Below are 23,577 nucleotides of genomic sequence, written 5' to 3'. Positions count from 1 at the left end.
CGGCGAGAGGAAAAGAGGTTCATGGCCAAATACGCGCCCCTCGCAACCTATCTGCGGCGTCAAAGGCGGACCGAAGTGGTGCTAACGTTCCGCGATATCGAACGCATCATCAGCGGCCTTCTTCCGAAGGCTGCGGCGACGGAGGGTTGGTGGAAACCTGAGCGCGGCGCGCCCGCGACGCCACAGCATCTCGCCCTGGCGGACGCCGGCTTCGTGGCCGAGCCGCATCTCCGAACGGAGACGGTGCGGTTTATCCGCGACGGAGGTCCGCGCGACCGGTCGATCGGAGGTCGGGATCGGCCGGTTCTCGACGACGGCGGTGTCATCGCCAACGAGCGGACGGCCGTCGCGAAGGGCGAAGAGACCGGTCGGCTCAGCGATCGTCAGGCTCACGGAGCGCCGGCGGGCTGAGCGCGGCCGGGGCGAGCTCGTCGCGACGCCTGTCGAACCGGCGCCTTATCCAGGTTCGGCCGGGCTTTTCGACGAGCAGATGCAGCGCCGCCGCGATCAGGGCCGTGGCGATGAACAATCCGATCAGTTCGACCGGCGTGATGCGGAAGGTGCTGTCGACGCCGCGCAGTTCGGCCACGACGCCCTTCCAGGCCACGATCACCGGCATGTGCACCAGATACAGGGCGAAGGACGCTTCTCCGGCGAAGACAAGGCCCGGGGAGGCGAGGGGTCCCTCGCAATCCGCCCGCGCGAGCAGGGACCAGGTCAGAATCACGGGGGCGGCGAGGGCGACGATGATGCGGTCGTCCAGCGACAGCTGCATCGCGCCCAGCAGCAGGACGGTCGTGAACAGGGCGGCCGTGGCGGCCACGGGCCGGCTCCAGCGCCACCGATGACCCAGCCCGTACAGCGCCATGCCGATCAGGAATTCGGGGGCGATCCGGAGAATGCCGAGGGAGTCCTCAGCTCGCGGAAGGACCTTGCCGAACGCCTGGACGTAGAAGGCGTCGAGGGCGACGAACGCCGCGGCCCCGATCCCCAGCAGCACCCACGGCCGCGCTCGCAGATGGAGGGCCAGCCAGGCGTAGGCGGGGAACAGCAGATAGGCGAACCATTCCGCCGACAGGGACCAGCTCGGGCCGCTCCAGTTCAACTCCGCATCGGTCGGAAACCAGGCCTGGATGAGAAACAGCGTCTGGAAGAAGGCCAGCGGCCCGTAGCCCTCGGCGTCGAAGCGGACGCCGGCGGCGGTCGCGCCCAGCACCATGATCAAGGCGCCCGTCAGAACCGCGACGTGCAGGGGATAAAGCCGCGCGAGCCGGGCGACGATGAAACGCCGGTAACTGAAACCGCCGCTCGCGAAGGCCGGACCGTAGACGTGCGCCAGAATGAAGCCCGACAGCATGAAGAAGGCGTCCACCGCCAGCCGGCTTCGCTCGATGATCGGGCTGAAGCCCAGGGCCGGATCCCATTGGAGTTGATAATGGAACAGCACCACCCCCAAGGCGAGGAAGGCGCGCAGACTGGTCAGGGCCCTGAGATCGGCGGGATAGCCGTCTCGGGTCGGCGGTACGGATGTCATTCGCGATGGCCCCCCAAGGGCGGCGGATCAGCACCGCCGCCATATTGAGATACGCATCGGGCGGGAACATCCCTCATGCGCGACGCCAGACGGGGCCGGCCGGTCATACGGGACGTCCAAGTCTGGCTCGGGGCTCGGAATGCCCTCGGCCGGTTTGCCAGCCTGGACCGCTGCGGCTCTGGGTGAGGCCGCCCCCAAGACATGTCATGTCCCTCAGCCGGACGAGAGGATGTCCACGCCGACCGCCGGGCCTGGCGACCGAACGCCGGGAGTCGGTCCCCGGCTAGCGGGAAGCGCGGCCGAGAAGTTCGATCAGTTCGGTCGCCTTGGCCTTGCGGTCGGCGAGATCGTCACCCGCGATCGCGCCCATGACGCAGTGATCCATGTGGTCCTTCAAGACCTCGCTCTCAACGCGCGACAGCGCCGCCCGAACGGCCTGGAGCTGGGTTAGGACGTCGATGCAGTAGCGGTCCTCCTCGACCATTCTGGAAAGGCCACGCACCTGCCCCTCTAAGCGGCTCAGGCGGTTCAACACCTTCGGCTTGATCTCGGTCTGCATCCTGTTCCTCGTTCCGACCGTTCGATCCTACCTCACCGTCACACCTTGCGCGATACCCCTGTGGGGTATATTTGGCTGTGAGGTCGTCCGAGGAGCCGTCATGGCTACGTCATCCCATTCCCATCCCGCCGGTCACGGCTGCTGTTCGAACAAGACGCCTCAAGCCGGCGCCCAGGCGGTCGATCCGGTCTGCGGCATGACCGTCGATCCGGCGACCACGGCGCATCGGGCCACCCACGAGGGCCAGGCGTATGTCTTCTGTTCGGCGGGCTGCCGGACCAAATTCGTGGACGATCCGGCTCGCTATCTCGGCGAGCGGCCCGAACCGGCTTCCGTCACGCCCGGTGTGATCTACACCTGCCCGATGCATCCCGAGGTGCGCCAGGAGGGACCTGGCTCCTGTCCGATCTGCGGCATGGCGCTGGAGCCGGAGACCGTCACCGCCGAGGCTCCGGTCAATCACGAACTGATCGACTTCACCCGTCGCCTGTGGATCGGCGCGGTTCTGACGCTGCCGGTCTTCGCGCTTGAAATGGGCGGCCATCTGACCGGGCTGGCGATGCGGATTCCGGGCCAGACCTCCAACTGGATCCAGTTCGCCCTGGCGACGCCGGTCGTGCTGTGGTCCGGCTGGCCGTTCTTCCAGAGGGGCTGGGCGTCCATCCGCAATCGCAGCCTCAACATGTTCACCCTGATCGCCATCGGCGTCGGTGCGGCCTGGATCTACAGCGTGGTCGCGGTTCTGGCGCCGCATCTGTTCCCGGCGGCGGTCCGGCGGATGGACGGCAGCGCGCCGGTCTATTTCGAGGCGGCGGCCATCATCACCGTCCTGGTGCTGGTCGGCCAGATCCTGGAGCTTCGGGCGCGCGAACAGACGTCGGGGGCCATCAGGGCCCTGCTGGACCTCGCCCCGAAGACCGCGCGGCGCGTCCGCGACGACGGCGGCGACGAGGACGTCACCCTCGATCTGGTCGCTGTGGGAGACCGGCTGCGCGTCCGTCCCGGCGAGAAGGTGGCGGTCGACGGAGAGATCCTGGACGGCCGGGTCACCCTCGACGAGTCCCTCGTCACGGGTGAATCCATGCCGGTGACCAAGGACGTCGGCGACAAGGTCGTCGCCGGGTCGCTCAACAAGACCGGCTCGTTCGTCATGCGAGCCGACAAGGTGGGCGCCGACACCCTCCTGGCGCAGATCGTCCAGATGGTGGCGCAGGCCCAACGCAGCCGCGCGCCGATCCAGCGGCTGGCCGACAAGGTGTCGGGCTGGTTCGTTCCGGCCGTGATCGGGATCGCCGTTCTCGCCGCGATCGTCTGGGGCCTAGCCGGCCCCGAACCGCGGCTGTCCTACGCCCTCGTCGCCGCGGTCTCCGTGCTGATCATCGCCTGTCCGTGCGCCCTGGGCTTGGCCACGCCGATCTCCATCATGGTCGGGGTGGGGCGCGGCGCTCACGCCGGGGTGCTCATCAAGAACGCCGAGGCGCTGGAGCGCTTCGAGAAGGTGGACACCCTGGTGCTCGACAAAACCGGCACCCTGACGGAGGGGCGCCCCTCGGTGACGGCCGTCCGGCCAGCCGACGGGTTCGACGAGGCCGAGCTTCTGAGACTTTCCGCCAGTCTTGAGCGGAGCAGCGAGCATCCGCTGGCGGACGCCGTCGTTCGGGCGGCGAGCGACCAGAATCTGGTTCTGTCCGAGGCGTCGGACTTCGACAGCCCCGTCGGGCGCGGCGTCACCGGGGTCGTCGACGGCCGCCGCGTGGCGCTCGGCAACAGCCGCTATCTGGCCGAGATCGGCGTCGACGTCGGGCCTCTGGAAGCCGGGGCCGATACGCTTCGCCAAGACGGCGCGACCGCCATCTTCGTCGCCGTGGACGGGGCTGCGGCCGGCGTGCTGGGCATCGCCGATCCGGTCAAGGCGACGACCGCCGAGGCCATCCGCGATCTGAAGGCGTCGGGGCTGCGTCTGGTGATGATGACCGGCGACAACCGCACAACGGCCGAGGCGGTGGCGCGCCGGCTCGGCATAGACGACGTTCAGGCCGAGGTTCTGCCCCAGGACAAGGCGGCGGTCGTCGAGCGGCTGAGAGCGGAGGGTCGGATCGTCGCCATGGCCGGAGACGGTGTGAACGACGCCCCGGCCCTGGCCGCCGCCGACGTGGGGGTGGCCATGGGCGCCGGCTCGGACGTCGCGATCGAGAGCGCCGGGGTCACCCTTCTCGGCGGCGATCTCCAGGGCCTCGTCCGGGCGCGCAAACTGTCCCGTGCGGTGATGAGCAACATCCGCCAGAACCTGGTCTTCGCCTTCGGTTACAACACCCTCGGCATTCCGATCGCGGCGGGACTGCTCTACCCGGTCTCCGGCCTCCTATTGTCGCCGGCCCTGGCGGCGTTGGCGATGGCCCTGTCCTCCGTCAGTGTGATCGCCAACGCGCTGCGGCTCCGGGCCGTCCGACTCTGATGGACGTCCCATGGCCAGAAGGCCGTCGCAGACGAGAGCCGCGGCGGGCGCCAATACGCATTCCGGCGACCGATCCCTCGCCTGATCCAACGGCGTTCGGGAATATTTAATCACGGCGGAACCGTGGCTCCGGGGCCGGATTACGCTGGACGATGTCCGGCGTGGGCAGTCGGGGCAAGGGACCAAACTCGCACCCGCCGCAACGTTGTCGGACGCATCGATCGTCTGGCCGTCCGGCGATCCGCCGGCGACCCCCTCAAGCGGAGACTCCCTATGCTCACCCCGACTTTCACCCACACGTCTCTCCTGGTCGCCGGCTGTTCCGCTCTCGTTCTGGCGGCCTGCAGCCCGGCGGCGGAACCGCCGCCGAACACGGAGGCCGAAGCCTCGGCTCAGACGCAGGAGCCGATGGCCATGGCGCAGCCTCCGTTCTCCGCCGCCGAGGCCAAGATGCACGAGGCCATGATGTCCGCCATGGGCGCGGATGCGGGCGAGACATGGGCCCGCAAGATGATCTCTCACCACCAGGGCGCGCTGGACATGTCCGAGATCGTGCTGAGGGACACACAGGACGCGGATATCCGTCGCATGGCCCAGAAGACCATCGAGATGCAGACCGGCGATATCGCCGAGCTGCGGCGCTGGCTTGAAACGAACGTGGGCGCCGCCGCCGGCGCGGCGGCTCCGGGCGGAAGCGCGGAAAATCCATACGCGACGGCCGAGGCCAAGATGAAGGACGCCATGATGGCCGCGACCGGGGCCGACACGGACCAGACCTGGGCTCGCAAGATGATTGCGCATCACCAGGGCGCCCTCGACATGGCCCAGGTGGTGTTGCGCGAAAGTCAGGACGCCGACATCCGGCGCATGGCGCAGAAAACGATCGAGATGCAGACCGCCGACATCGCCGAGTTGCGCGCCTGGCTGGACTCCCATCCGGCCGGCGCTGCCTGATTGGCGATCGGAATGTGATTGAAGAGCGTTGTCGCGAAAGGAGCGATCGATGGAAAAGATGAAGACGATGGATTCGATGAAGGGGAGCTACCGTTCGTTCGGCTTCGAACTCGTTCTGGATTTCATCATCATGTACCTGGTGATGTACACGATGATCGCGTCCCTCAATCACTTCTACTTCAACCTCAACAACGTCTACATGACGCTGATGATGGTTTCGCCGATGGCGATCCTCATGCTGATCTTTATGCGATCGATGTATCCGTCGAAACGGACTAACCTTCTGATCGGCGGAGCCGCCGCCCTGGTGTTCGCGGTGAGCTTTTACGGCATGCGGACCCAGGCGGCGGTGGGCGACACCGAGTTCTTGAAATCGATGATCCCGCACCATTCCGGCGCCATCCTGATGTGTCAGCAGGCATCGCTGACGGATCCGGAAGTGCTGGGTCTGTGCGAGGAGATCGTCAGCTCCCAGGAGAGGGAGATCGCCCAGATGAAAGCCATCCTGGCGAGGCGCTGATCCAGCGCCAGGCGACGGGAGTTTCCGGCCCGGTCGGCTCTGCGGCAGCGTGTCGCGAGGGCCGACCGGGTCGCCTGCGTAAAACCATATAGATCGTCGCCTCGCCGAGGCGCGGTTCTGACTTTGAGGAGTATCTTATGAAGCTGGATCGTCGACTGCTGCTGCGCGGCGCCGTCGCGGGCGGCGGTCTCGCCGCCTTGCAGGGCCTGATGCCCGCCTGGGCGCAGACGGGCTCGCCGGGGCTGCGGTCGGACCTGCCTACCCTGACTGGGCCGAATATCGATCTGACCATCGGTCAGACACCCTTCACCGTGAACGGGCGCACCGCGACCGCCACGACCATCAACGGCGTGCTGCCGGCGCCGGTGTTGCGGCTGCGTGAAGGCCAGAACGCCCGTCTGGCGGTGACGAACACCCTGGACGAAGACACCTCGATCCACTGGCATGGGATTCTCCTGCCCTTCCAGATGGACGGGGTGCCCGGGATCAGCTTCCCAGGCATTAAGCCGCGCGAGACCTTCGTCTATGAGTTTCCGATCAGGCAGTCCGGCACCTTCTGGTACCACAGCCACTCCGGCCTGCAGGAGGCGCTCGGCCATTACGGGCCGATCGTCATCGATCCGGCCGGTGCCGATCCGGTCGCCTACGACCGCGAGCATGTGCTGGTCCTGTCGGACTGGAGTTTCATGCATCCGCACGAAATCCTCGACAAGCTGAAGAAGAGCCCCGGCTACTTCAACCGGCAGCGCACGACCCTGGCGGGCCTCTTCTCCGGCGAGGACCGCATGAGCCTGGAGGAACGGCGCATGTGGGGCCAGATGCGGATGGACCCGCGCGACATCCTCGACGTGAATGGGACGACCTACACCTATCTGATCAATGGACACGGCCCGCAGGAGAACTGGACCGGCCTGTTCCGACCCGGCGAACGGGTGCGGCTGCGCATCATCAACGCCTCGGCCATGTCGATCTTCAACGTCCGCATCCCCGGCCTGCCGATGACGGTGGTCCAGGCCGACGGCGAGAACGTGCGTCCGGTCGAGACCGACGAGTTCCAGATCTCCGTCGCCGAGACCTATGACGTCATCGTCCGACCGACCGAAGACCGGGCCTACACCATCGTATCCGAGGCCATCGACCGTTCCGGCATGGGGCGGGCGACCCTTGCTCCGCGCCTGGGGATGACCGCCGAGGTTCCGCCGCTCCGCGAGGTTCCAAACCTGACCATGAAGGACATGGGCATGGGGGACATGGGCGGCATGGGCGGCATGGACCACGGCTCGATGGGAGGCCAGCCGGGCGGCGCCATGGCGGGGATGGATCATGGCGCCATGACCGGCGCCTCCGGCGGCGCCATGGCCGGGATGGATCACGGCGCCATGGCGACCCAGTCCACGGGTGCGATGACCGGGATGGACCACGGCTCCATGGCCGGCATGAGCATGCGCGATCCCGCCAACGCGCCGCCGGACATGGCGGTGGGGGTCGGCGTGGACGCCATCGCCATGGCGCCGGCCAACCGCATGGGCGAGCGCCCGACGGGACTGGCCGACGTACCCCACCGCGTGCTGGTCTACACCGACCTGGTCTCGCTGACGCCCAACAAGGACCAGCGTCCCCCATCGCGGACCATGGAGATCCACCTGACCGGCAACATGGAGCGGTTCATGTGGGGCTTCGACGGAAGAAAGTTCAGCGAACTGGTCGAGCCGATCCGCTTTGAGCGGAACGAGCGGGTGAGGGTGACCCTGGTCAACGACACCATGATGGCCCACCCCATCCACCTGCACGGCCACTTCTTCGAACTGGTGACCGGCGGACCGGCGGGCCACCAACCGCTGAAGCATACGGTCAACGTTCTCCCCGGCGGCAAGGTCACCTTTGACCTGACCGCCGACAATCCCGGGGACTGGGCCTTCCACTGTCACATGCTGATGCACATGCACGCGGGCATGTTCAACGTCGTCACCGTCCGCCCGATGGCAGGAGCTTCGTCATGATCCGTCGGTCTGTGGGTCTCGTCCCTCTGCTCCTCGCGGCCTCGGCCGGCCCGGTGTTCGCCCAGAGCCACGCCGGGCACGGCGCGGCGGCTAACGCCGTCCAGCCCGCCGTCCAGCTGCCCGCCGGTTGCGTCCGGCGCGGCGCGCCGACGGCGGATCCCTCCCGCGTCGGAACGCTCGGGGCGCCGGCCTGCCCAACCGGCGCCGTGCCCGAGCGCGCGCCGGCGTCGGCGGACCCCCACGCCGGGCACGACATGTCGACGATGGGCCAGACCGCGCCCGCGCCGACCATGCCGGCGGGACATGACATGTCGACCATGCAGAGCGGCCAACAGCCGGCCGCCGCCGGTCAGCCGGATCCCCACGCCGGGCACGACATGTCGACGATGCGGCAGACCGCGCCCGCGCCGGCCATGCCGGCGGGACATGACATGTCGACCATGCAGAGCGGCCAACAGCCGGCCGGCGCCGGTCAGCCGAATCCCCACGCCGGGCACGACATGTCGACGATGCGGCAGACCGCGCCCGCGCCGACCATGCCGGCGGGACATGACATGTTGACCATGCAGGCCGGCCAACAGCCGGCCGCCGCCGGTCAGCCGGATCCCCACGCCGGGCACGACATGTCAACGATGCGGCAGACCGCGCCCGCGTCGGCCATGCCGGCGGGACATGACATGTCGACCATGGGGCAGATGCCCCCGGGTCATGACATGTCGGCCATGGCGATGCCGCCCGACGTGCCGACCAGCGCGGACAACCCGGGACGCCCTCCGGAAATGCCCGTTCCGCCCGGGGCGACCAGCGGCCCCGCTCACGCCGCCGATACCCTGTTCGATCCCGCGGAGATGGCGGCGGCCCGCGAACAGCTTCGCGTCGAGAATGGCGACGTGCGGACCACCGCGGTGATCATCGACCAGCTCGAAGCGAGTTTCGGAGACGGCGAAGAAGGCTACGCGCTGGACGCGCAGGGCTGGACCGGCGGCGACATCAACCGCTTCTGGTGGAAGTCGGAAGTCGAGGGCGACTTCGACGGCGAGGTCGAGGAAGCCGAGATCCAGGCCCTTTACAGCCGGGCGTTCCGGCCCTTCTTCGACTTCCAGACGGGTCTGCGACAGACCTACCGTCCGGAGGGCGATCGAACCGATCTGGTCGTGGGCGTTCAGGGCCTCGCGCCTTACTGGTTCGAGGTCGATGCGGCGGCCTTCCTCTCCAACAAGGGTGAACTCACGGCGAGGGCGGAGGCCGAATACGATCAGCGGATCACCAACCGCTGGATCGTGCAGCCTCGCGCTGAAGTCGTGCTGTCGGCCGAGGACATCCCCGAGCTCCGGATTGGATCCGGCCTGACGTCGCTCCAGATCGGGGCTCGGCTGCGGTACGAATTCCACAAGGAGTTCGCCCCCTATGTCGGCCTGGAATGGACCAAGAGCTTCGGGAATACGGCGGACTTCCTCGAAGCCGATGGGCGAAGCTCGGAAGACACGCGCCTCGTCGTCGGCATCCGGACGTGGTTCTAGCGAAGGTCGGCGGCGGCGGGCCTCGTCTGATCCTTGGCCCCGATAGGCGGTCGCGGATCGTCGCCGAGGCGCGGCGTCCCCGGTCTCGGCGGCTGGAAAGGACGGGGAGGTCTCGGTGAGGCCGCGGCCCCTCTCGGCCGTGGTCATCGACCTCGACGACACCCTGCTCTCGGCCTACCGCCGGCCGGATCTGGCCTGGCGGAGCGTCTGCTTGATGATGCAAGCCGAGCTGGGCGGCCTCGCCCCGGATATCGCGGCGCAGGCGCTCACGCGGGCCGGGCAGGCGTTCTGGCGCGACCCGCGGTGTCATGAGTTGGGTCGCGCCGACCCACGACACGCGCGGCGCCTCATCGCGACAGCGGCCTTCGAGACCCTGCTTCGGGAAGGCCATCCCGCACCGGCTTGCGAAACGGTCTCGAGCCTCGCCGACGCCTTCAGCCGGCGGCGGGACGAAGAGATGCGGCTCGAGGCGGGGGCTGAGGCCCTGCTGCTCGACTTGCGCGACGCGGGCTATCGCCTCGCGCTTCTCACCAACGGCGCCGGACCGTTGCAGCGCGCCAAGATCGAACGGTTCGGTCTCGAACCGTATTTCGATCACATTCAGATCGAGGGCGAAGTCGGCGTGGGAAAGCCCTTTCCCGACGCGTTCAGGCGTGCGTTCGCCGCCCTGGCCGTCGAGGCCCCCGAGGTCTGCGTGATCGGCGACAGCCTCGAATGGGACATCCGTCCGGCCAAGGCTCTGGGCTGTCGGACCGTGCTGTATGATCCGGAACGGGCCCTTGAGGCCGAACTCCGTCGCAGCGACGCCGACGTGGTGGTCAGGACCTTGACGGGCCTGGCGCGTTGTCTGCCTGCGCTTCACACTCAGCGTGAATGAAGGGTTCGGCGTGCGGGATACCGCCGCGTCGCTTTTAAGCCGCCCGCGATCGAGGTGCGCCAGATCGACGATCCGATCGCGCAAGAAAAACGCCGCGCGGCTCGCCGCGCGGCGTTCCCCACTTCGGTTTCGGCCCCTCAGGAGGCGGGAGGCCGCCTCCTCAGTGAACCATGAAACGGACGACGCCGTTCATCTGATGGCCGTCGGCGCCCTTCGCGGTCCAGGCGGCGGCGTAGGTGCCGGGCGCGAGGGCCGGAAGCGGGGCGCTGACCGTGACCGCGGGTGCAGCCTCCGCTGACAGGGCCACATCGACCGCCTGGTTCGACGGTCCGCCGGTCAGGCGAAGGGACGTCAGGACCATGGCGTGCGGGAAAGTCGCCGAGAAGGTGGTCGGGGCGGAGGACAGCATGGCGTTGTCCGCCGGAGTGGTCGCCACGCCATTGGCCGGCGCCTGCATGGCGGCGTGGTCCTGCGCCGACATGCCGGCATGCGACTGGCTCTGGGCCTGGGCGGCCGACAGAGGAGCGAAGGCCGCGAGGGCGGCGAGAGTGGCGAGTATTGAACGGTTCATCGAAAACTCCTGGACTTCAAGCGAACTACTGTTTGGGCGGCATGGTCATGCCGTCCATCTTCGACATGTCATGGCCGGCCATCGGATCGGCAGGCGGCGGTGTCGGCTCTGGCGCGGGCGCGGGCCGGGGGGCCGGGCGGGGGGCCGATGCCTTGGGAGGCGCGGCCGGGGTTGATGCGGCAGGGGCGGGCGTGGCGGCCTGCGGCGGCGTCGACTCGGGGGTTGCGGCCGGCACGGCTTCCATCGGAGCCATCGCTGAAGCGTCCGGCGTCGGCTCGGCGTCCACCGGTTGAGGCTCGGCGGCGGGCTGGCAGGCGCCCAGGGTGACCGCCGCGGCCGCGGCGAGGATCGGCAATCTCATGTGGCAAGCTCCTGATAAGAGGGCGACGGTCAGGTATTTCCATCGACGCCTTCATACTGGTTTACGCGGGCGAGCGCCGCAGCCCTCGCCGTCCGGCCTTCATCCGCGTCATTTCGGAGCCGGCGGGACGTCGCCCGCGCCGCCCAGGACATCGAACAGCTTGCGACGGGCGCGCGCGACGCGCGTCTCCACCGTCTTGACGGTCACGCCGAGAATTTCGGCCGCTTCCGCCTGGCTGCGCCCCTCGATCGCGGTGAGCAGCAGCGGGGCCTTGAGATGCGGCGGCAAAAGGCTGATCGCCTCGTTCAGACGGGCGAGTCGGTCGCCGGCCTCCATCCGTTCATCCGCCGGCTCGTCGCCGTTCGCCACGGCCAGGGCTTCCGGCGATGCCAGATCGACGTCGCCCCGGATCAGGCGTCGGACGAACCGGCGGCGGCTCCAGTCCCGGCATTTGTTGAGCGCTATGGTCCGGATCCAGGCTTCGAAGGGCCGGGTCGGGTCATAGCGGCGGATGTTGATCCACGCCGCCGCATAGGTCTCCTGCAACAGATCCCACGCATCCTGTTCGTCGCCGACATAGCGCCGGACGAAGCGGAACAGGGCCGTCTTGGTCTGCTGCATCAGCGCGCCGAAGGCCGCCCGATCGCCGCCGGCGGCGCGCGCTGACAGGTTCGCTGGACTCTCCACCCGGAACGCTAGCCTTCGTCGGGCGCGAGAGCCGCCACGATGCGGTCGTCGAAGACCTCGGCCTGGGCAGGGGTCAGCACCGACCGCATCTCGAAGACGTGGGCTATCGTCTCCTTCTGAAGGGCGCCCATGGCGACGTGGAAATGGTCAACCGCGGCCTGAACCGGGGGACCGTCGCCGTCGCTCTGTTCGATCGCGCGCGCCAGCTCGAGGTTGGCCGCGCGGACATCGGCTTCGAGCGCGGGCCGACGCGCTGCGAACCGGGCCTCGACCGCCTCGATGCGCGTCAACTGGTCAGGCGACAGCTTGAGATCGTGGTGCACGATGTCGTGCAGGGACGGCGGCTCGCGCCGGCTCAGCACCCAGCTGGCGCTGATCCAGGTGCCCGCGCCGCTGGCGACGGCCGCCAGCACGGCCGTCAGGACGATCGCGCGCCAGCCGCGCATCACCGCCCGGTTTCCAGTCTCACCAGAGGCGACAGGCCCGCATCGACCGTGAAGATGGCCATCTCTCCCGGCGGGCTCGGCGCGGCGGCCGCGCCGACGCCGCCCGCCGTCAGACCGGTGGCGAGGGCCACGGCGACCGCGCCGAGACGGACCTGCGTGGCCAGTCTTTCGCCGCGAAGCGTCTCGACCCGGCTCCAGACCAGCGGTTCGAGCCCGTCGAGCGACCGGCCGATGGGCGTCATCGCGGACTCGGCCAGAATGTCATCCAGTTTAAGCGACATCGAACACTCTCCTTGCGCCCCTACATCCTACTACGGCCAAGACCGTGACATCCCTCGGGCGAGGGGGCGGACCTCGCGCTGCGTAGATAGCAGAAGGGACAGGAGTGGAGAGGGTTTATGACATCACGCGGATTTTTCCCGGCATTGGGACTCGCGCTCGCCTTGTCGGTGAGCGCGCCCGCGATCGCGCACGAGGATCATGACGCCCCGGCGGTTCGCGGCCAGAGCGCCGCATCGACCGCCGAGGGGCCGCAATCGGACATGACGGCCATGCCCGGCATGGCGGCCGACATGGACCACGGGGCCATGATGGCGGACGAGGGTCCGAAACCCATGCCGCAGCGCCTGTACCGCTGGCTCGGCGCCATGCACCCGGCCGCGGTGCATTTTCCGATCGCCCTGTTCCTCGTCGCCGCCCTCCTCGAGATCGCCGCCCTGACCCTCCGGCGTCCGGTCCTGACCCAGGGCACGCGCGTCATCATCGCCTTGGCGGCCATCTCCGCGGTCGGCGCAGTGGCATTGGGCTGGTTCGCCATGGGGATGCCGGGACGGGACGACGCGACCCACGCCTCTCACAGATGGCTCGGCACTTCGATCGCCGCGCTGGGCCTCCTCAGCTGGTGGGCGAAGGAGCACTGGGTCCGCCGGCCGGGGCCCGGGCGCGAGAGAGTCTACATCGGCCTGTTGACGCTCACCGCCGTCGCCGTCGTGATCAACGGCCTCTTGGGCGGCATGCTGACCCACGGCGTGAGACATCTGATGTTCTGAAGGCCGCGCCGTCGTTCAACCTTCTCGTTTTTTCACCCACGCCCGTCCGACACACCTTTCGCGGCCGGCAAACAGGAGCCTCGCCCACGATGTTTCGTTCAACCTTCGCCGGACTGGCGGTCGCCGCTCTCCTCGCCACCGCCTCGCAGGCCCAGACCGCGGACGAACAACAGGTCCGCGCCGTGGTCACCGCCTACAAGACCGCCATCGAGCGGATGGATGTGTCGCAGACGCCGGCCCTGTTCTGGTCCGACTCCGAAATCTTCGAGAACGGCGGCGTGGAGGGATCGTTCGCCTACTATCTGGAGCACCATCTGGGTCCTGAGTTCGCCGATCTCGCCGGGTTCGACTTCCGCGACCACGACATGAAGATCGAGGTCGATGGCGATACGGCCTTCGTAAGCGAGACCTACACCTACCACATCACCTTCAAGGACGGCGCGCGAGCTCCCATAGAACGCCGCGGCGCCGCGACCAGCGTCCTGCGCAAGCGAGGTGACGAGTGGAGGTTCGACATCTATCATTCCTCGGCGCGGCCTTTCCGTCCGGCGGCCTGAGCGCGACCGCGACGGTCAGCGCCGTTTGCACATCGTTTTCTTGAGGTCTCATGGGGTCCCAGTCCATTCCACTCTCACGCCGCAGTCTCATCGCCATGGGAACGGGCGCCCTGGCGGTCGCGGCCTGCGCCCCGGTCGGTCGCGCGTCGAACGAGCTCGCCGTCTACAAGACGCCGACCTGCGCCTGTTGCACGGCCTGGGTGGATCACATGCGCGCCGCGGGCTTCGAGGCGCGGATCAGCGAGCTTCCCAGTCTCCGCTCGATCCGCAGCACCCAGGGCGTGCCCGAAGCCCTCGCGTCCTGTCACACCGCCCTGATCGGGGGCTATGTTCTGGAGGGCCATGTGCCGGCCGAGGACGTGAGACGGCTTCTGGCCGAGCGTCCCAAGGCCGTGGGCCTGGCGGTTCCGGCGATGCCCCTGGGGTCGCCGGGCATGGAGACGCCGGACGGCCAGCGCGAGCCCTATGAGACCCTGCTGATCCTCGAGGGCGGCGGCACACGCGTCTTCGCGCGTCACAGCTAGTCGGGTTCGTTCCATGAAGGTTCTCAGGCTGTCGACCCAGCTTCACAAATGGGTCGCCCTCGTGGTGGGGCTGCAGGTTCTGTTCTGGGTCGGCGGCGGTCTGGTCATGACCGTCATTCCGATCGAGACGGTGCGTAGCGAACATCGCGCGGCCGAACTCAAGCCGGCTCTGCTTGAGGTTGGAGCTCTTCCGACCCTCGCCGTCGTGGCCCGTCGCGCGGGCGTGGCCCCTGTCGAGGCGGAGCTGCGCACGACGCCGCGCGGACCCGCCTGGACTTTGAAACCGGCGGACGGAGAGCCCGTCGTCGTGTCCGCCGTCACGGGCCTTCCGTTCGGGCCGATGTCCGCTGGCGAGGCCTCGGCGTTCGCCCGGACGGGCTACAAGGGCGAGGCGAAGGTGTCCGGCGCCGTGCTGCTGGCCACGGCGCCTCAGGAAACCGGCCGGACAGGACCGCTCTGGAGGGTCGATTTCGCCGACCGCGAACGGACGACCTTCTATCTGTCGCCGGCCACCGGAGAGGTCGTGACGCGCCGCTCGGGCGTCTGGCGGTTCTATGACTTCTTCTGGCGGCTCCACATCATGGACTGGAAGACCGGCGAGAACTTCAACCATCCGCTGATCATCATCACGACCTTCCTCACCCTGAGCATCGTGATCACCGGGATCATCCTGCTATGGATCCGCCTAGCGCGTGATCTGAAGGCTTTCCGGGCGTCTCGGCGGACGGGCGGTTCGAGTTGATGCGGGTTGCGCCCGGGCGCGGGCGGGTGGTCAGGTCAGGCGGTGAGAGATTTCGGTCAGGCCTCGCAGGTCGGAGCCGAAGCGCGCGATCGATCCCCGGTGCCGGTCCAACTCCCCATAGGGCAGATATCGGACGTCCAGGTCCGAGATCCGGCTGAAAGCCGGCCGCTGGAGCTGGGCCCGGACATCGCCTTCCCGGCTGTCCGGCGCCACCAGAAAGAGACCGGCGGACGTGTGGAGTTCACCCGAGAGCGCCAGATCCAGCATGCGCACCACGCCGGAATAGATGGTGGTGGAGTGCTCGACTTCGAAGGCCGCCGCTACGCGATCCGGCGAGGCATCGAGCCAGAGGACGTCGATCAGACGGATCGACTCGGCGCCAGCGCCGTTCGCCAGCGCCGTCGGAAGTTGATCGAGACAGCCCTCGCCGAGACGCGCGCCGTCATGGAGCCGGCTCCGGTCGTTGGCGGCGATCCAGACCCGATAGCCGAGCGCGCGTCCCAGATCACGAAGCCAGGCCTGGATTTCCGTGTGCGTGCGATCCGTCTCGCGTTGCTGCGCCGTCGCCTTCTCGAACTTCAGGGCTTCCGCGCGGGCCTGGGCGAGCCGTTCTTCCCACCCCTGGCGCGAGAGCGCGTCACCGGCGGGGGGCGGCGCCGGATACCGCCCGGAGCCGACATCGAACAGGAATCCCGCGAGGGCGCCCAGATCGTTCGACAGAAGGTCACGATATCGGGCGTTCAGCGCCAGGAGGCCCTCCCGCATGGCCAGATAATGTTCCCAGCTGCCGAGCTTCACCTTCGAGCCGGTGATCGCGTTGTAACCGTTGACGATGGCGGTGTTGAACGGGGGCGCATGCGTGGGGTGCAGGAAATAGATCAGGTTGGCGACGGCCGGCCCGAGGCCCTTGATCTTGAGTTGATCGATCGTGCGGATGCCGGAGAGAATCTCGTCGGCTGTGGAACAGCCGCTGCAATGATGCAGCAGGCGGCCGAAGGCGCGCTGGTTCGCCGGGTTCTCGTAGATGTCGGGGATCCTCAACTTGGGCTTCCACAGAAAGGCGTGGTCGGCGCCCTTGAAGATCTGTCGCTGCTCGGCGACGGAATGGACGATGGTCTCCAGGGACGAGCCGCGATAGGCGACACCGAAGCGGCCCGTCTCGATCTCCTCGACCACCTGGCCGATGCCCCGGCCGATCGACCGGAAATTCTTCAGCCGTTCATCCCACAGGAACCAGGTCTGGTAGGTCGCCGAGGGATCGTTACGCCATTGCGCGATGAGGTCTCGAAGTCTGTCCGGCACGCCATCCTCTCAGATCCTGAATCTTCCCTCCCAGCGTAAGCGGGTCTGCGCTGAAGCGCCACTGGAGCGGCTCTTCTGCGGTCGATCATGCTCCCGACGGACGGCGATGAAGGGCGTTCGTCATGGTCGCGACCGAAGCGGACGGCGCGCGCCGTCCGGCGCGGTCGCGTCTTGACTCGAAGGGCCTCGAAGCGCCTATCTCGGCCGCCATGTGGAATATTGTCCGCGTCCTTCTGTTCGCCCTCGCGGTGGCCGGGTTCATCGGCCAGTCGTCGGCGCACGCCACTCCGGTTCAGGTGTTCGAGGCGACGGCGGCAATGCCGGAGGCGGACTGCGCCGAGATGATGGACATGGCGGACGAAGCCGTCGACGACGCCGAAGGCCCGTGCAGCAAGATGACGCCGGATTGCATCGCCAAGATGGGCTGCGCCGCCGTCGCCTCGCCGATGCCGCCCGCGCCGGCGATCGAGCATCCGCTCGGGTCGGGGGCGAAATCGTTCGCCGAGGTCGATGTCGCGCTGGAAGGCGCGGGTCCGCTTCCACTGAAGAGTCCGCCCAAACCGCTGTCGTAGACTGCTTTCGCTGATCGGAAAGCCGCGCACCGCTTCGCGGCGTCCGCCGATCGACTGAGGTCTGCGCCTGCGTCACGCCGCGAGGTGGACGCGGCGGTTATCGAGAATTCTCATGATCATTCGCTTCGGCACGGCGGTCTCCGTCGTGCGCCGTCTCCCGGCGGTTCCCTTGCCGCGACGCTTGCGGCGGCCTTGCTGGCCGTGCCCCGTTGACCGGCCCTGGCCGCTGGCCGCACTCCTGGTGCTCGGACTCTGCGCCGCGCCGGCCCGTGCCGACCCCCAGACCTTCGACGAGACTCTGGCCCGCGCCGCCAGCGAGGCGCCGCGCCTGAGAGCCAGCGCTCTGGGCGTCGACGCGGCTCGGGCCGCCGCGCCCGCTGCCGGGCGCCTGCCGGACCCCCGGCTCTCCGTCGGTCTCGACGGATATCCGGTGAACGGGCCGTTCGCGGGGCAATTCGATGAAGACTTCACCATGCTCAGGATCGGCGTCGAGCAGGAAGTGCCCAGCCGCGCGCGTCGTCGCGCCGAGCGAGACATCGCCGAGGCGGCGATCGGCGTCGCCGGCGCTGAGGAGTCCGTCGCGCGACGAGAGGTCCGGGTCGCCGCGGGCCTCGCGTGGATCGACCTGTTCTATGCCGAGCTCCGCTTTGCAGCGCTGGACGAGCTGCTGGCGACGTTGCAACCCCTCTGGGACGCCGCCCCGGCCGGAGTCGCGTCCGGCGCCTATCGGCCCGCCAACGCTCTCGGTCCCGTTCAGCTCAAGGCGGATCTTGACGATCGCCGCAGCAGTCTCGCCGCCGACATCGAGAAGGCGCGAGCCGAACTGGCCCGGTGGACGGGCGACGCCGATCCCGAGACGGTCGGACCGCCGCCGCAGGACGATCTCGACCTGGTCGCCTTACAGAGCGGCATCGCCCAGCTGCCGACCGTGCGGGCCTATGGAGCCGCCGCGCGCCGCGCCGAAGCCGAGGTCGATCTGGCCCGCGCCGGACGCCGGCCGGACTGGTCGTTCCAAGCCAGCTACGCCCGCCGCGATGAGCGGTTCGGCGATCTGTTCTCCGTCGGAGCGAGCGTGCGGCTGCCGATCTTTCCCGGTCGGAGGCAGGATCCGGTCATCGCCGCGCGCGCCGCTGATGCGCTGCGGGTCTCCGCCGAGCGTGAGGACGCTGAGCGCGTGTTGACCGCGTCGCTGCGAAGCGCCCTGGCGGAATACGTGACCGCTCACGATCAATGGATCCGGTCGCGCGACGTCGTTCTGCCCAGTGTCCTTCAGCGTTCCGATCTCGAAACCGCGAGCTATGCGGCGGGCCGGGCGGGCATCGTTGAAGTTCTCGAAGCCTTCACCGCCGTGGCCAACGCCCGGCTCGACGCGCTCGATCGCGAGGCCGCCGTGAAGCGTCAGGTGGTCGAGATCACTCTCACCTATGGGAACGACGACCGATGAACGCCCTTCGCAACAAACGCCTGGGCGTCGCCATGGGCGCGCTTCTTTTGGTCGGGGTCGGCGTCGGGGCAGGCATCGTCGTCGCTCCACGCCTGGATGGGGCCGGCGGCGAGACCGCCGAGGGGGCAGGGGAGCGCGAGATCCTCTACTGGTACGATCCCATGGTTCCGAACGAACGATATCCGGGGCCTGGAAAATCGTCGATGAACATGGACACCATCCCCAAGTATGCCGATGAGGGGGGAAGTAGCGCCACCCCCGGCGTCCGGATCGATCCGGCGCTGGCCCAGAATCTGGGGGGCCGATATGCCACGGCCCGCCGTGGCGACCTGGAGGGCGATCTCAGCGCCACGGCGATCATAGGTTACAACGAACGCGACATCGCTGTGGTCCAGTCGCGCGCGGACGGCTTCGTCCAGCGCGTCTACAACCGCGCGCCGGGCGACGTGGTCGCCGCGGGCGCCCCTCTGGTCGATCTGCTCATTCCGTCCTGGGGCGGAGCCCAGACCGAATATCTCGCCGTGCGACGCACCGGCAATACGCCCCTGATCCAGGCGGCGCGGCAGCGACTGGTGCTGTTGGGCATGTCCGAGGGCGTAATCGCTTCTGTGGAACGCAGCGGGCGGGCGCGGAACACGATCACGATCTCGACGCCCACTGGCGGCGTGATCAAGACGCTGAGCGTGCGCGCCGGCATGAGCGTCGCCCAGGGCATGACCCTGGCCGAGATCAACGGCCTGTCGACCGTCTGGGTCAACGCCGCCATCCCGGAGGCGCTCGCGAACCAGCTGAGAGCCGGGCAGTCCGTCGAGGTCGCCCTGGCCGCGTTCCCGGGCGAGCGGTTCACGGGTCGCCTGACCGCCCTGTTGCCGGAGCTCGTCGGCGACAGTCGCACGATCACCGCGCGGATCGAAATGGCCAATCGGGGAGGGCGTCTCAGGCCGGGCATGTTCGGCCGGATCACCTTCGGCGGCGGTTCGACTTCGGCTCTGCTCGTGCCGACCGAGGCGGTGATCCGGACCGGAGAACGTGACATCGTCATGCTCGCCCTGCCGGAGGGCCGCTATCAACCGGCCGAGGTCCGCATCGGACGGGAAGCCGGCGGACAGACCGAGATCCTCGCCGGTCTCAGGGAAGGCGAACGAATCGTCGCGTCGGGGCAGTTCCTGATCGATTCCGAAGCCAGCTTGTCAGGCGTCACGGCGCGGCCGATCGGCCAAACTTCCGGACCCGCACGCGCCCCGGCGTCGCCGACGGCCGGCCGGCCCGCCGCCGCCCAGACGGGCGCATCCATGGCCGCGCCCGCGCCGCGCGAGAGGTCGGGGCAATGATCGCCGCGATCATACGCGCCTCGGTCAAGGGACGTTTTCTCGTCCTTATGGCCGCGCTCGCTCTGCTGGCCGCCGGCCTGTTTGCGGTTCGCAGCACGCCGGTCGACGCCCTGCCGGACCTGTCGGACGTACAGGTCATCATCCGCACCAGCTATCCGGGGCAGGCCCCCCAGATCGTCGAGAACCAGGTCACCTATCCTCTGGCGACCACCATGCTGTCGGTGCCCGGCGCGCGAACGGTTCGGGGCTACTCCTTCTTCGGCGACAGCTTCGTCTATGTGCTGTTCGAGGATGGGACGGACCTCTACTGGGCCCGTTCCCGGGTCCTCGAATATCTGAGCCAGGTGCAGGCGCGACTTCCCGCGACCGCCCAACCGGCACTTGGTCCGGACGCCACCGGCGTAGGCTGGGTTTATGAGTACGCCCTGGTCGATCGGACCGGCCGCCACGATCTGGCGCAGTTGCGCAGCCTGCAGGACTGGTTTCTCCGCTACGAGCTGAAGACCGTGCCGGGCGTGGCGGAGGTCGCCAGCCTGGGCGGCATGGTGCGGCAGTATCAGGTGGTGCTCGACCCCGTCCGGCTCGCCGCGTACGGCGTGACCCATCAGGCCGCGGTGGAGGCCATCCAGCGCGCCAACGGCGAGACGGGCGGCTCGGTGCTCCAGCTCGCCGAGACCGAATACATGGTGCGCGCCAACGGCTATCTGACCGAGCTCGACGACTTCCGGGCCGTGCCGCTCCGCACGGCGGCTGGAGGCGTGCCGATCAGCCTCGGGGACGTCGCGACCATCCAGATCGGCCCGGAGATGCGGCGCGGCATAGCGGAGCTGAATGGCGAAGGCGAGGTCGCCGGCGGCGTCGTCATCCTGCGATCCGGCGCAAACGCCCGCGCCACGATCGCGGCTGTCGCCGAGAAACTCCAGACGCTCAAAGCCGGATTGCCGCCGGGGGTCGAAGTGGTGACGACCTACGATCGCTCGCAGCTCATCGACCGGGCGATCGACAATCTGAGCGGCAAGTTGATCCAGGAGTTCATTGTCGTCGCCCTGGTCTGCGGCCTGTTCCTCTGGCACGCCCGGTCGGCGTTGGTCGCCATCCTGACCCTGCCGCTGGGCGTGCTGGCGGCCTTCCTGATCATGAATCTTCAGGGCGTGAACGCCAACATCATGTCGCTGGGCGGCATCGCCATCGCCATCGGGGCCATGGTCGACGCGGCAGTGGTCATGATCGAGAATGCCCACAAACACATCGAGCGATGGGAGCACGATCACCCCGACAAGAAGCTGGCGGGCGAGGAACGGTGGAAGGTCATCACCGAGGCGGCCGTGGAGGTCGGACCGGCGCTGTTCCTTAGTCTGCTGATCATCACCCTGTCGTTCATTCCGGTGTTCAGCCTCCAGGCCCAGGAGGGTCGGCTGTTCGCGCCGCTGGCCTTCACCAAGAGCTACGCCATGGCGGCCGCGGCGATCCTGTCGATCACCCTCGTGCCGGTTCTGATGGGCTATCTGATCCGGGGACGGATACCGGCCGAGCAGAGCAACCCGATCAACCGCTGCCTGACCCACATCTATCGGGGGCCGCTCGACTGGGTGCTGCGTCACCCAAGGAAAACTCTCTTGGTCGCCTTGCTGGTCTTCGCCACTACGGCCTGGCCTCTCAGCCGGCTCGGCGGCGAATTCATGCCGGCGATGGACGAGGGCGACCTGCTCTATATGCCTTCGGCCCAGCCGGGCCTCTCTGCGGCCAAGGCCGCGGAACTGCTGCAGCAGACGGACCGCATGATCCGCACGGTGCCGGAAGTGGCGACCGTGTTCGGCAAGGCCGGCCGGGCGGAAACCGCGACGGATCCGGCTCCGCTGGAAATGTTCGAGACCACCATCCAGTTCAAACCACGCGATGAATGGCGCCCCGGCATGACGCCGGAGAAGCTGGTCGAGGAGCTCGACCGCGCGGTCCAGGTTCCGGGGTTGTCCAATGTCTGGGTTCCTCCCATCCGCAATCGCATCGACATGCTGGCGACGGGGATCAAGAGCCCCGTCGGCGTCAAGGTGTCCGGCGCCGACCTCGGTCAGATCGACCGCGTCGCGGCCGAGGTCGCCGAGGTCGCCCAATCCGTGCCGGGCGTGAGCTCGGCGCTGGCCGAGCGTCTGACGGGCGGCCGCTACGTCGATATCGACATCGACCGCGACGCGGCGGGGCGTTACGGTCTCAACATCGCCGATGTGCAGTCGATCGTCTCAGGCGCGATCGGCGGCGAAACCATCGGCCAGACCGTGGAGGGCGTGGCGCGCTATCCCATCAGCGTGCGCTATCCGCGCGAGTTGAGGGACAGCGTGGAGCAGCTGCGAGCCCTGCCGATCCTGACGCCTTCAGGCCAGCAGATCACCCTGGGCGCCGTCGCCGATCTGCGGATCGCCGACGGGCCGCCAATGCTGAAGTCCGAGAACGGCCGGCCGACCACCTGGGTCTATGTCGATGTGCGGGGACGCGACCTGGCCTCGGTCGTCGCGGATCTGCGTCGCGCCGTGGCCCGTGCCGTCACCCCCACGCCTGGCGTGAGCATCGCCTACTCGGGCCAGTTCGAATATCTCGAACGGGCGACCGCGCGGCTCAGGATCGTGGTCCCGGCCACGCTGGCGATCATCTTCGTCCTGCTCTACCTGACGTTCGGGCGCTTCGACGAAGCCCTGCTGATCATGGCCACCCTGCCGTTCACCCTGACCGGGGGGATCTGGCTGCTCTATCTGCTCGGCTTTCACCAGTCCGTCGCCACCGGCGTCGGCTTCATCGCCCTGGCCGGCCTCTCGGCCGAGTTCGGCGTGGTGATGCTGATCTATCTGAAGCAAGCTTTGAAAGATCGCGGAGCCGACCCCGATCGCGGACAGGTCCAAGAGGCCGTTCGCGAAGGCGCCCTGCTGCGGGTCCGGCCCAAGGCCATGACGGTCGCCGTTGTCCTGGCGGGCCTGTTTCCGATTCTGATCGGCCACGGCGCGGGCTCGGAAGTGATGAGCCGGATCGCCGCGCCGGTGATCGGAGGCATGATCACCGCACCTTTGCTCTCGATGCTCGTTATACCGGCGGGCTACCTTCTCCTCAGGCGCCGCAAGGCCCGTTCAACCCCCCCCAAACCAAGGAGCGACCCCATGACCCGAACCCTTGTTTCACTCGCCGGCGCGGCCATGATGCTTTCGGCCTGCGGCCAACCCGCGGACCCGGCCGCCGAACCGGCCGCTGCCGCGCCCGTCGACACGGCTTCCGCGGCCGGCGCGGCGGACACGGCGACGTCCCCCGCTGCGGGCTCCAGATCCGGCAGCGGCGCAGGCGTGGTCACCGCCGTGGATACGGCGGCCGGCACCGTGACGATCAATCACGAGGCTATTCCGGCGGTCGGCTGGCCAGCCATGACGATGAGCTTTACGGCAGACCCCGCCGTGGCACAGCAAGCCGCTGTCGGGGATCGCGTCCAGTTCGACCTGACCGTTCAGGGCAACGCGGGTGAAGTCACCGCCATTCGCCCGGAATAGCCGGACCCGCCTTCACCGTTCGTGCGGGGCGTTGTCAGCGCACGCACG

General features: G+C 68.2%; 23 protein-coding genes. 14 read left to right on the top strand and 9 right to left on the bottom strand.

The window, feature by feature from the left end; all coding sequences use genetic code 11:
- Positions 1-81: 81 nt before the first annotated feature.
- The 3 genes from KAK88_RS12205 to KAK88_RS12195 form a co-directional block, all read right to left on the bottom strand.
- Positions 82-393, bottom strand: coding sequence for a hypothetical protein (locus KAK88_RS12205; RefSeq protein ID WP_242076814.1), 312 nt, complete (start codon positions 391-393; stop codon positions 82-84).
- Entirely contained in the window at positions 374-1,534 is a 1,161-nt protein-coding gene (locus KAK88_RS12200) for an acyltransferase family protein (protein WP_242076813.1), read from the bottom strand. Before KAK88_RS12200 ends, KAK88_RS12205 begins: the two co-directional genes overlap by 20 nt.
- Before the next feature lie 283 nt (positions 1,535-1,817).
- A complete protein-coding gene (locus tag KAK88_RS12195; RefSeq protein WP_112862314.1) occupies positions 1,818-2,093 on the bottom strand; it encodes a metal-sensitive transcriptional regulator in 276 nt (91 codons plus the stop codon).
- Between the two features lie 100 nt (positions 2,094-2,193).
- Between KAK88_RS12195 and KAK88_RS12190 the strand changes: the two genes are divergently transcribed.
- From KAK88_RS12190 to KAK88_RS12165, 6 genes are all read left to right on the top strand, one after another.
- A complete protein-coding gene (locus tag KAK88_RS12190) occupies positions 2,194-4,548 on the top strand; it encodes a heavy metal translocating P-type ATPase (RefSeq protein WP_112862313.1) in 2,355 nt (784 codons plus the stop codon).
- Between the two features lie 273 nt (positions 4,549-4,821).
- Positions 4,822-5,502, top strand: coding sequence for a DUF305 domain-containing protein (locus KAK88_RS12185; RefSeq protein ID WP_242076812.1), 681 nt, complete (start codon positions 4,822-4,824; stop codon positions 5,500-5,502).
- 49 nt (positions 5,503-5,551) lie between these two features.
- Positions 5,552-6,022: a DUF305 domain-containing protein gene (locus KAK88_RS12180; protein ID WP_112862311.1), complete on the top strand. Its 471-nt coding sequence runs from the start codon at positions 5,552-5,554 to the stop codon at positions 6,020-6,022.
- A 137-nt stretch (positions 6,023-6,159) separates the two neighbouring features.
- The gene (locus KAK88_RS12175) at positions 6,160-8,022 is read left to right on the top strand and encodes a copper resistance system multicopper oxidase (RefSeq protein ID WP_112862310.1); all 1,863 of its coding nucleotides are present in this window, start codon (positions 6,160-6,162) and stop codon (positions 8,020-8,022) included.
- Positions 8,019-9,542 (top strand): copper resistance protein B, encoded by a 1,524-nt coding sequence (locus tag KAK88_RS12170; RefSeq protein ID WP_161638711.1) that lies wholly within the window; start codon positions 8,019-8,021, stop codon positions 9,540-9,542. Before KAK88_RS12175 ends, KAK88_RS12170 begins: the two co-directional genes overlap by 4 nt.
- A 139-nt stretch (positions 9,543-9,681) precedes the next feature.
- On the top strand, positions 9,682-10,419 hold the full coding sequence (locus tag KAK88_RS12165; RefSeq protein WP_161638712.1) for an HAD family hydrolase: 738 nt from the start codon (positions 9,682-9,684) through the stop codon (positions 10,417-10,419).
- 160 nt (positions 10,420-10,579) lie between these two features.
- Here KAK88_RS12165 and KAK88_RS12160 read toward each other — a convergent pair whose 3' ends face one another.
- The 5 genes from KAK88_RS12160 to KAK88_RS12140 all read right to left on the bottom strand — a co-directional run bounded on the left by KAK88_RS12160 (position 10,580) and on the right by KAK88_RS12140 (position 12,765).
- Positions 10,580-10,990 carry a copper resistance CopC family protein gene (locus KAK88_RS12160; protein ID WP_066551038.1) on the bottom strand — a complete coding sequence of 137 codons (411 nt, stop codon included), beginning with the start codon at positions 10,988-10,990 and terminating at the stop codon, positions 10,580-10,582.
- A gap of 25 nt (positions 10,991-11,015) precedes the next feature.
- Positions 11,016-11,351, bottom strand: coding sequence for a hypothetical protein (locus tag KAK88_RS12155; RefSeq protein ID WP_054765332.1), 336 nt, complete (start codon positions 11,349-11,351; stop codon positions 11,016-11,018).
- 108 nt (positions 11,352-11,459) lie between these two features.
- Positions 11,460-12,038: an RNA polymerase sigma factor gene (locus KAK88_RS12150; RefSeq protein ID WP_054765333.1), complete on the bottom strand. Its 579-nt coding sequence runs from the start codon at positions 12,036-12,038 to the stop codon at positions 11,460-11,462.
- Between the two features lie 8 nt (positions 12,039-12,046).
- Positions 12,047-12,484, bottom strand: a complete 438-nt coding sequence (locus KAK88_RS12145) for a Spy/CpxP family protein refolding chaperone (protein ID WP_054765334.1) — start codon at positions 12,482-12,484, stop codon at positions 12,047-12,049.
- Positions 12,484-12,765, bottom strand: a complete 282-nt coding sequence (locus KAK88_RS12140; RefSeq protein ID WP_066551049.1) for a hypothetical protein — start codon at positions 12,763-12,765, stop codon at positions 12,484-12,486. Before KAK88_RS12140 ends, KAK88_RS12145 begins: the two co-directional genes overlap by 1 nt.
- A 117-nt stretch (positions 12,766-12,882) precedes the next feature.
- Between KAK88_RS12140 and KAK88_RS12135 the strand changes: the two genes are divergently transcribed.
- The 4 genes from KAK88_RS12135 to KAK88_RS12120 all read left to right on the top strand — a co-directional run bounded on the left by KAK88_RS12135 (position 12,883) and on the right by KAK88_RS12120 (position 15,356).
- Positions 12,883-13,533 carry a DUF2231 domain-containing protein gene (locus tag KAK88_RS12135; protein ID WP_054765335.1) on the top strand — a complete coding sequence of 217 codons (651 nt, stop codon included), beginning with the start codon at positions 12,883-12,885 and terminating at the stop codon, positions 13,531-13,533.
- Between the two features lie 89 nt (positions 13,534-13,622).
- Positions 13,623-14,090 (top strand): YybH family protein, encoded by a 468-nt coding sequence (locus tag KAK88_RS12130; RefSeq protein WP_054765336.1) that lies wholly within the window; start codon positions 13,623-13,625, stop codon positions 14,088-14,090.
- A 95-nt stretch (positions 14,091-14,185) separates the two neighbouring features.
- Positions 14,186-14,614: a DUF411 domain-containing protein gene (locus KAK88_RS12125; RefSeq protein WP_112862305.1), complete on the top strand. Its 429-nt coding sequence runs from the start codon at positions 14,186-14,188 to the stop codon at positions 14,612-14,614.
- A gap of 13 nt (positions 14,615-14,627) precedes the next feature.
- A complete protein-coding gene (locus KAK88_RS12120) occupies positions 14,628-15,356 on the top strand; it encodes a PepSY domain-containing protein (RefSeq protein WP_242076811.1) in 729 nt (242 codons plus the stop codon).
- Between the two features lie 30 nt (positions 15,357-15,386).
- Here the strand turns inward: KAK88_RS12120 and KAK88_RS12115 are convergent, their stop codons facing one another.
- Positions 15,387-16,658, bottom strand: coding sequence for a type II restriction endonuclease (locus tag KAK88_RS12115; protein ID WP_066551052.1), 1,272 nt, complete (start codon positions 16,656-16,658; stop codon positions 15,387-15,389).
- Positions 16,659-16,780: 122 nt separating this feature from the next.
- Here KAK88_RS12115 and KAK88_RS12110 point away from each other — a divergent pair, with 122 nt between their 5' ends.
- The 4 genes from KAK88_RS12110 to KAK88_RS12095 all read left to right on the top strand — a co-directional run bounded on the left by KAK88_RS12110 (position 16,781) and on the right by KAK88_RS12095 (position 23,529).
- A complete protein-coding gene (locus KAK88_RS12110; protein ID WP_224761380.1) occupies positions 16,781-17,230 on the top strand; it encodes a hypothetical protein in 450 nt (149 codons plus the stop codon).
- Between the two features lie 112 nt (positions 17,231-17,342).
- A complete protein-coding gene (locus KAK88_RS12105; RefSeq protein WP_082854039.1) occupies positions 17,343-18,674 on the top strand; it encodes a TolC family protein in 1,332 nt (443 codons plus the stop codon).
- On the top strand, positions 18,671-20,005 hold the full coding sequence (locus KAK88_RS12100; protein ID WP_242076810.1) for an efflux RND transporter periplasmic adaptor subunit: 1,335 nt from the start codon (positions 18,671-18,673) through the stop codon (positions 20,003-20,005). Before KAK88_RS12105 ends, KAK88_RS12100 begins: the two co-directional genes overlap by 4 nt.
- Positions 20,002-23,529: a CusA/CzcA family heavy metal efflux RND transporter gene (locus KAK88_RS12095; RefSeq protein WP_242076809.1), complete on the top strand. Its 3,528-nt coding sequence runs from the start codon at positions 20,002-20,004 to the stop codon at positions 23,527-23,529. Before KAK88_RS12100 ends, KAK88_RS12095 begins: the two co-directional genes overlap by 4 nt.
- Positions 23,530-23,577 lie beyond the last annotated feature (48 nt).

The organism is Brevundimonas diminuta, assembly GCF_022654015.1.
GTDB classification, from domain to species: Bacteria; Pseudomonadota; Alphaproteobacteria; order Caulobacterales; family Caulobacteraceae; genus Brevundimonas; species Brevundimonas diminuta_C.
Note: the sequence above shows the minus strand (reverse complement) of the source record. Positions and strands in the feature narration are given on the sequence as shown.

What these genes read in the sequence shown, in the direction of transcription:
- KAK88_RS12120 (WP_242076811.1), top strand. Translation starts at nt 14,628, where the DNA reads ATGAAGGTTCTCAGGCTGTCGACCCAGCTTCACAAATGGGTCGCCCTC.
- KAK88_RS12160 (WP_066551038.1), bottom strand. Translation starts at nt 10,990, where the DNA reads ATGAACCGTTCAATACTCGCCACTCTCGCCGCCCTCGCGGCCTTCGCT.
- KAK88_RS12190 (WP_112862313.1), top strand. Translation starts at nt 2,194, where the DNA reads ATGGCTACGTCATCCCATTCCCATCCCGCCGGTCACGGCTGCTGTTCG.
- KAK88_RS12125 (WP_112862305.1), top strand. Translation starts at nt 14,186, where the DNA reads ATGGGAACGGGCGCCCTGGCGGTCGCGGCCTGCGCCCCGGTCGGTCGC.
- KAK88_RS12140 (WP_066551049.1), bottom strand. Translation starts at nt 12,765, where the DNA reads ATGTCGCTTAAACTGGATGACATTCTGGCCGAGTCCGCGATGACGCCC.
- KAK88_RS12130 (WP_054765336.1), top strand. Translation starts at nt 13,623, where the DNA reads ATGTTTCGTTCAACCTTCGCCGGACTGGCGGTCGCCGCTCTCCTCGCC.
- KAK88_RS12095 (WP_242076809.1), top strand. Translation starts at nt 20,002, where the DNA reads ATGATCGCCGCGATCATACGCGCCTCGGTCAAGGGACGTTTTCTCGTC.
- KAK88_RS12175 (WP_112862310.1), top strand. Translation starts at nt 6,160, where the DNA reads ATGAAGCTGGATCGTCGACTGCTGCTGCGCGGCGCCGTCGCGGGCGGC.
- KAK88_RS12110 (WP_224761380.1), top strand. Translation starts at nt 16,781, where the DNA reads ATGGTCGCGACCGAAGCGGACGGCGCGCGCCGTCCGGCGCGGTCGCGT.
- KAK88_RS12145 (WP_054765334.1), bottom strand. Translation starts at nt 12,484, where the DNA reads ATGCGCGGCTGGCGCGCGATCGTCCTGACGGCCGTGCTGGCGGCCGTC.
- KAK88_RS12185 (WP_242076812.1), top strand. Translation starts at nt 4,822, where the DNA reads ATGCTCACCCCGACTTTCACCCACACGTCTCTCCTGGTCGCCGGCTGT.
- KAK88_RS12100 (WP_242076810.1), top strand. Translation starts at nt 18,671, where the DNA reads ATGAACGCCCTTCGCAACAAACGCCTGGGCGTCGCCATGGGCGCGCTT.
- KAK88_RS12135 (WP_054765335.1), top strand. Translation starts at nt 12,883, where the DNA reads ATGACATCACGCGGATTTTTCCCGGCATTGGGACTCGCGCTCGCCTTG.
- KAK88_RS12170 (WP_161638711.1), top strand. Translation starts at nt 8,019, where the DNA reads ATGATCCGTCGGTCTGTGGGTCTCGTCCCTCTGCTCCTCGCGGCCTCG.
- KAK88_RS12155 (WP_054765332.1), bottom strand. Translation starts at nt 11,351, where the DNA reads ATGAGATTGCCGATCCTCGCCGCGGCCGCGGCGGTCACCCTGGGCGCC.
- KAK88_RS12180 (WP_112862311.1), top strand. Translation starts at nt 5,552, where the DNA reads ATGGAAAAGATGAAGACGATGGATTCGATGAAGGGGAGCTACCGTTCG.
- KAK88_RS12105 (WP_082854039.1), top strand. Translation starts at nt 17,343, where the DNA reads ATGATCATTCGCTTCGGCACGGCGGTCTCCGTCGTGCGCCGTCTCCCG.
- KAK88_RS12195 (WP_112862314.1), bottom strand. Translation starts at nt 2,093, where the DNA reads ATGCAGACCGAGATCAAGCCGAAGGTGTTGAACCGCCTGAGCCGCTTA.
- KAK88_RS12200 (WP_242076813.1), bottom strand. Translation starts at nt 1,534, where the DNA reads ATGACATCCGTACCGCCGACCCGAGACGGCTATCCCGCCGATCTCAGG.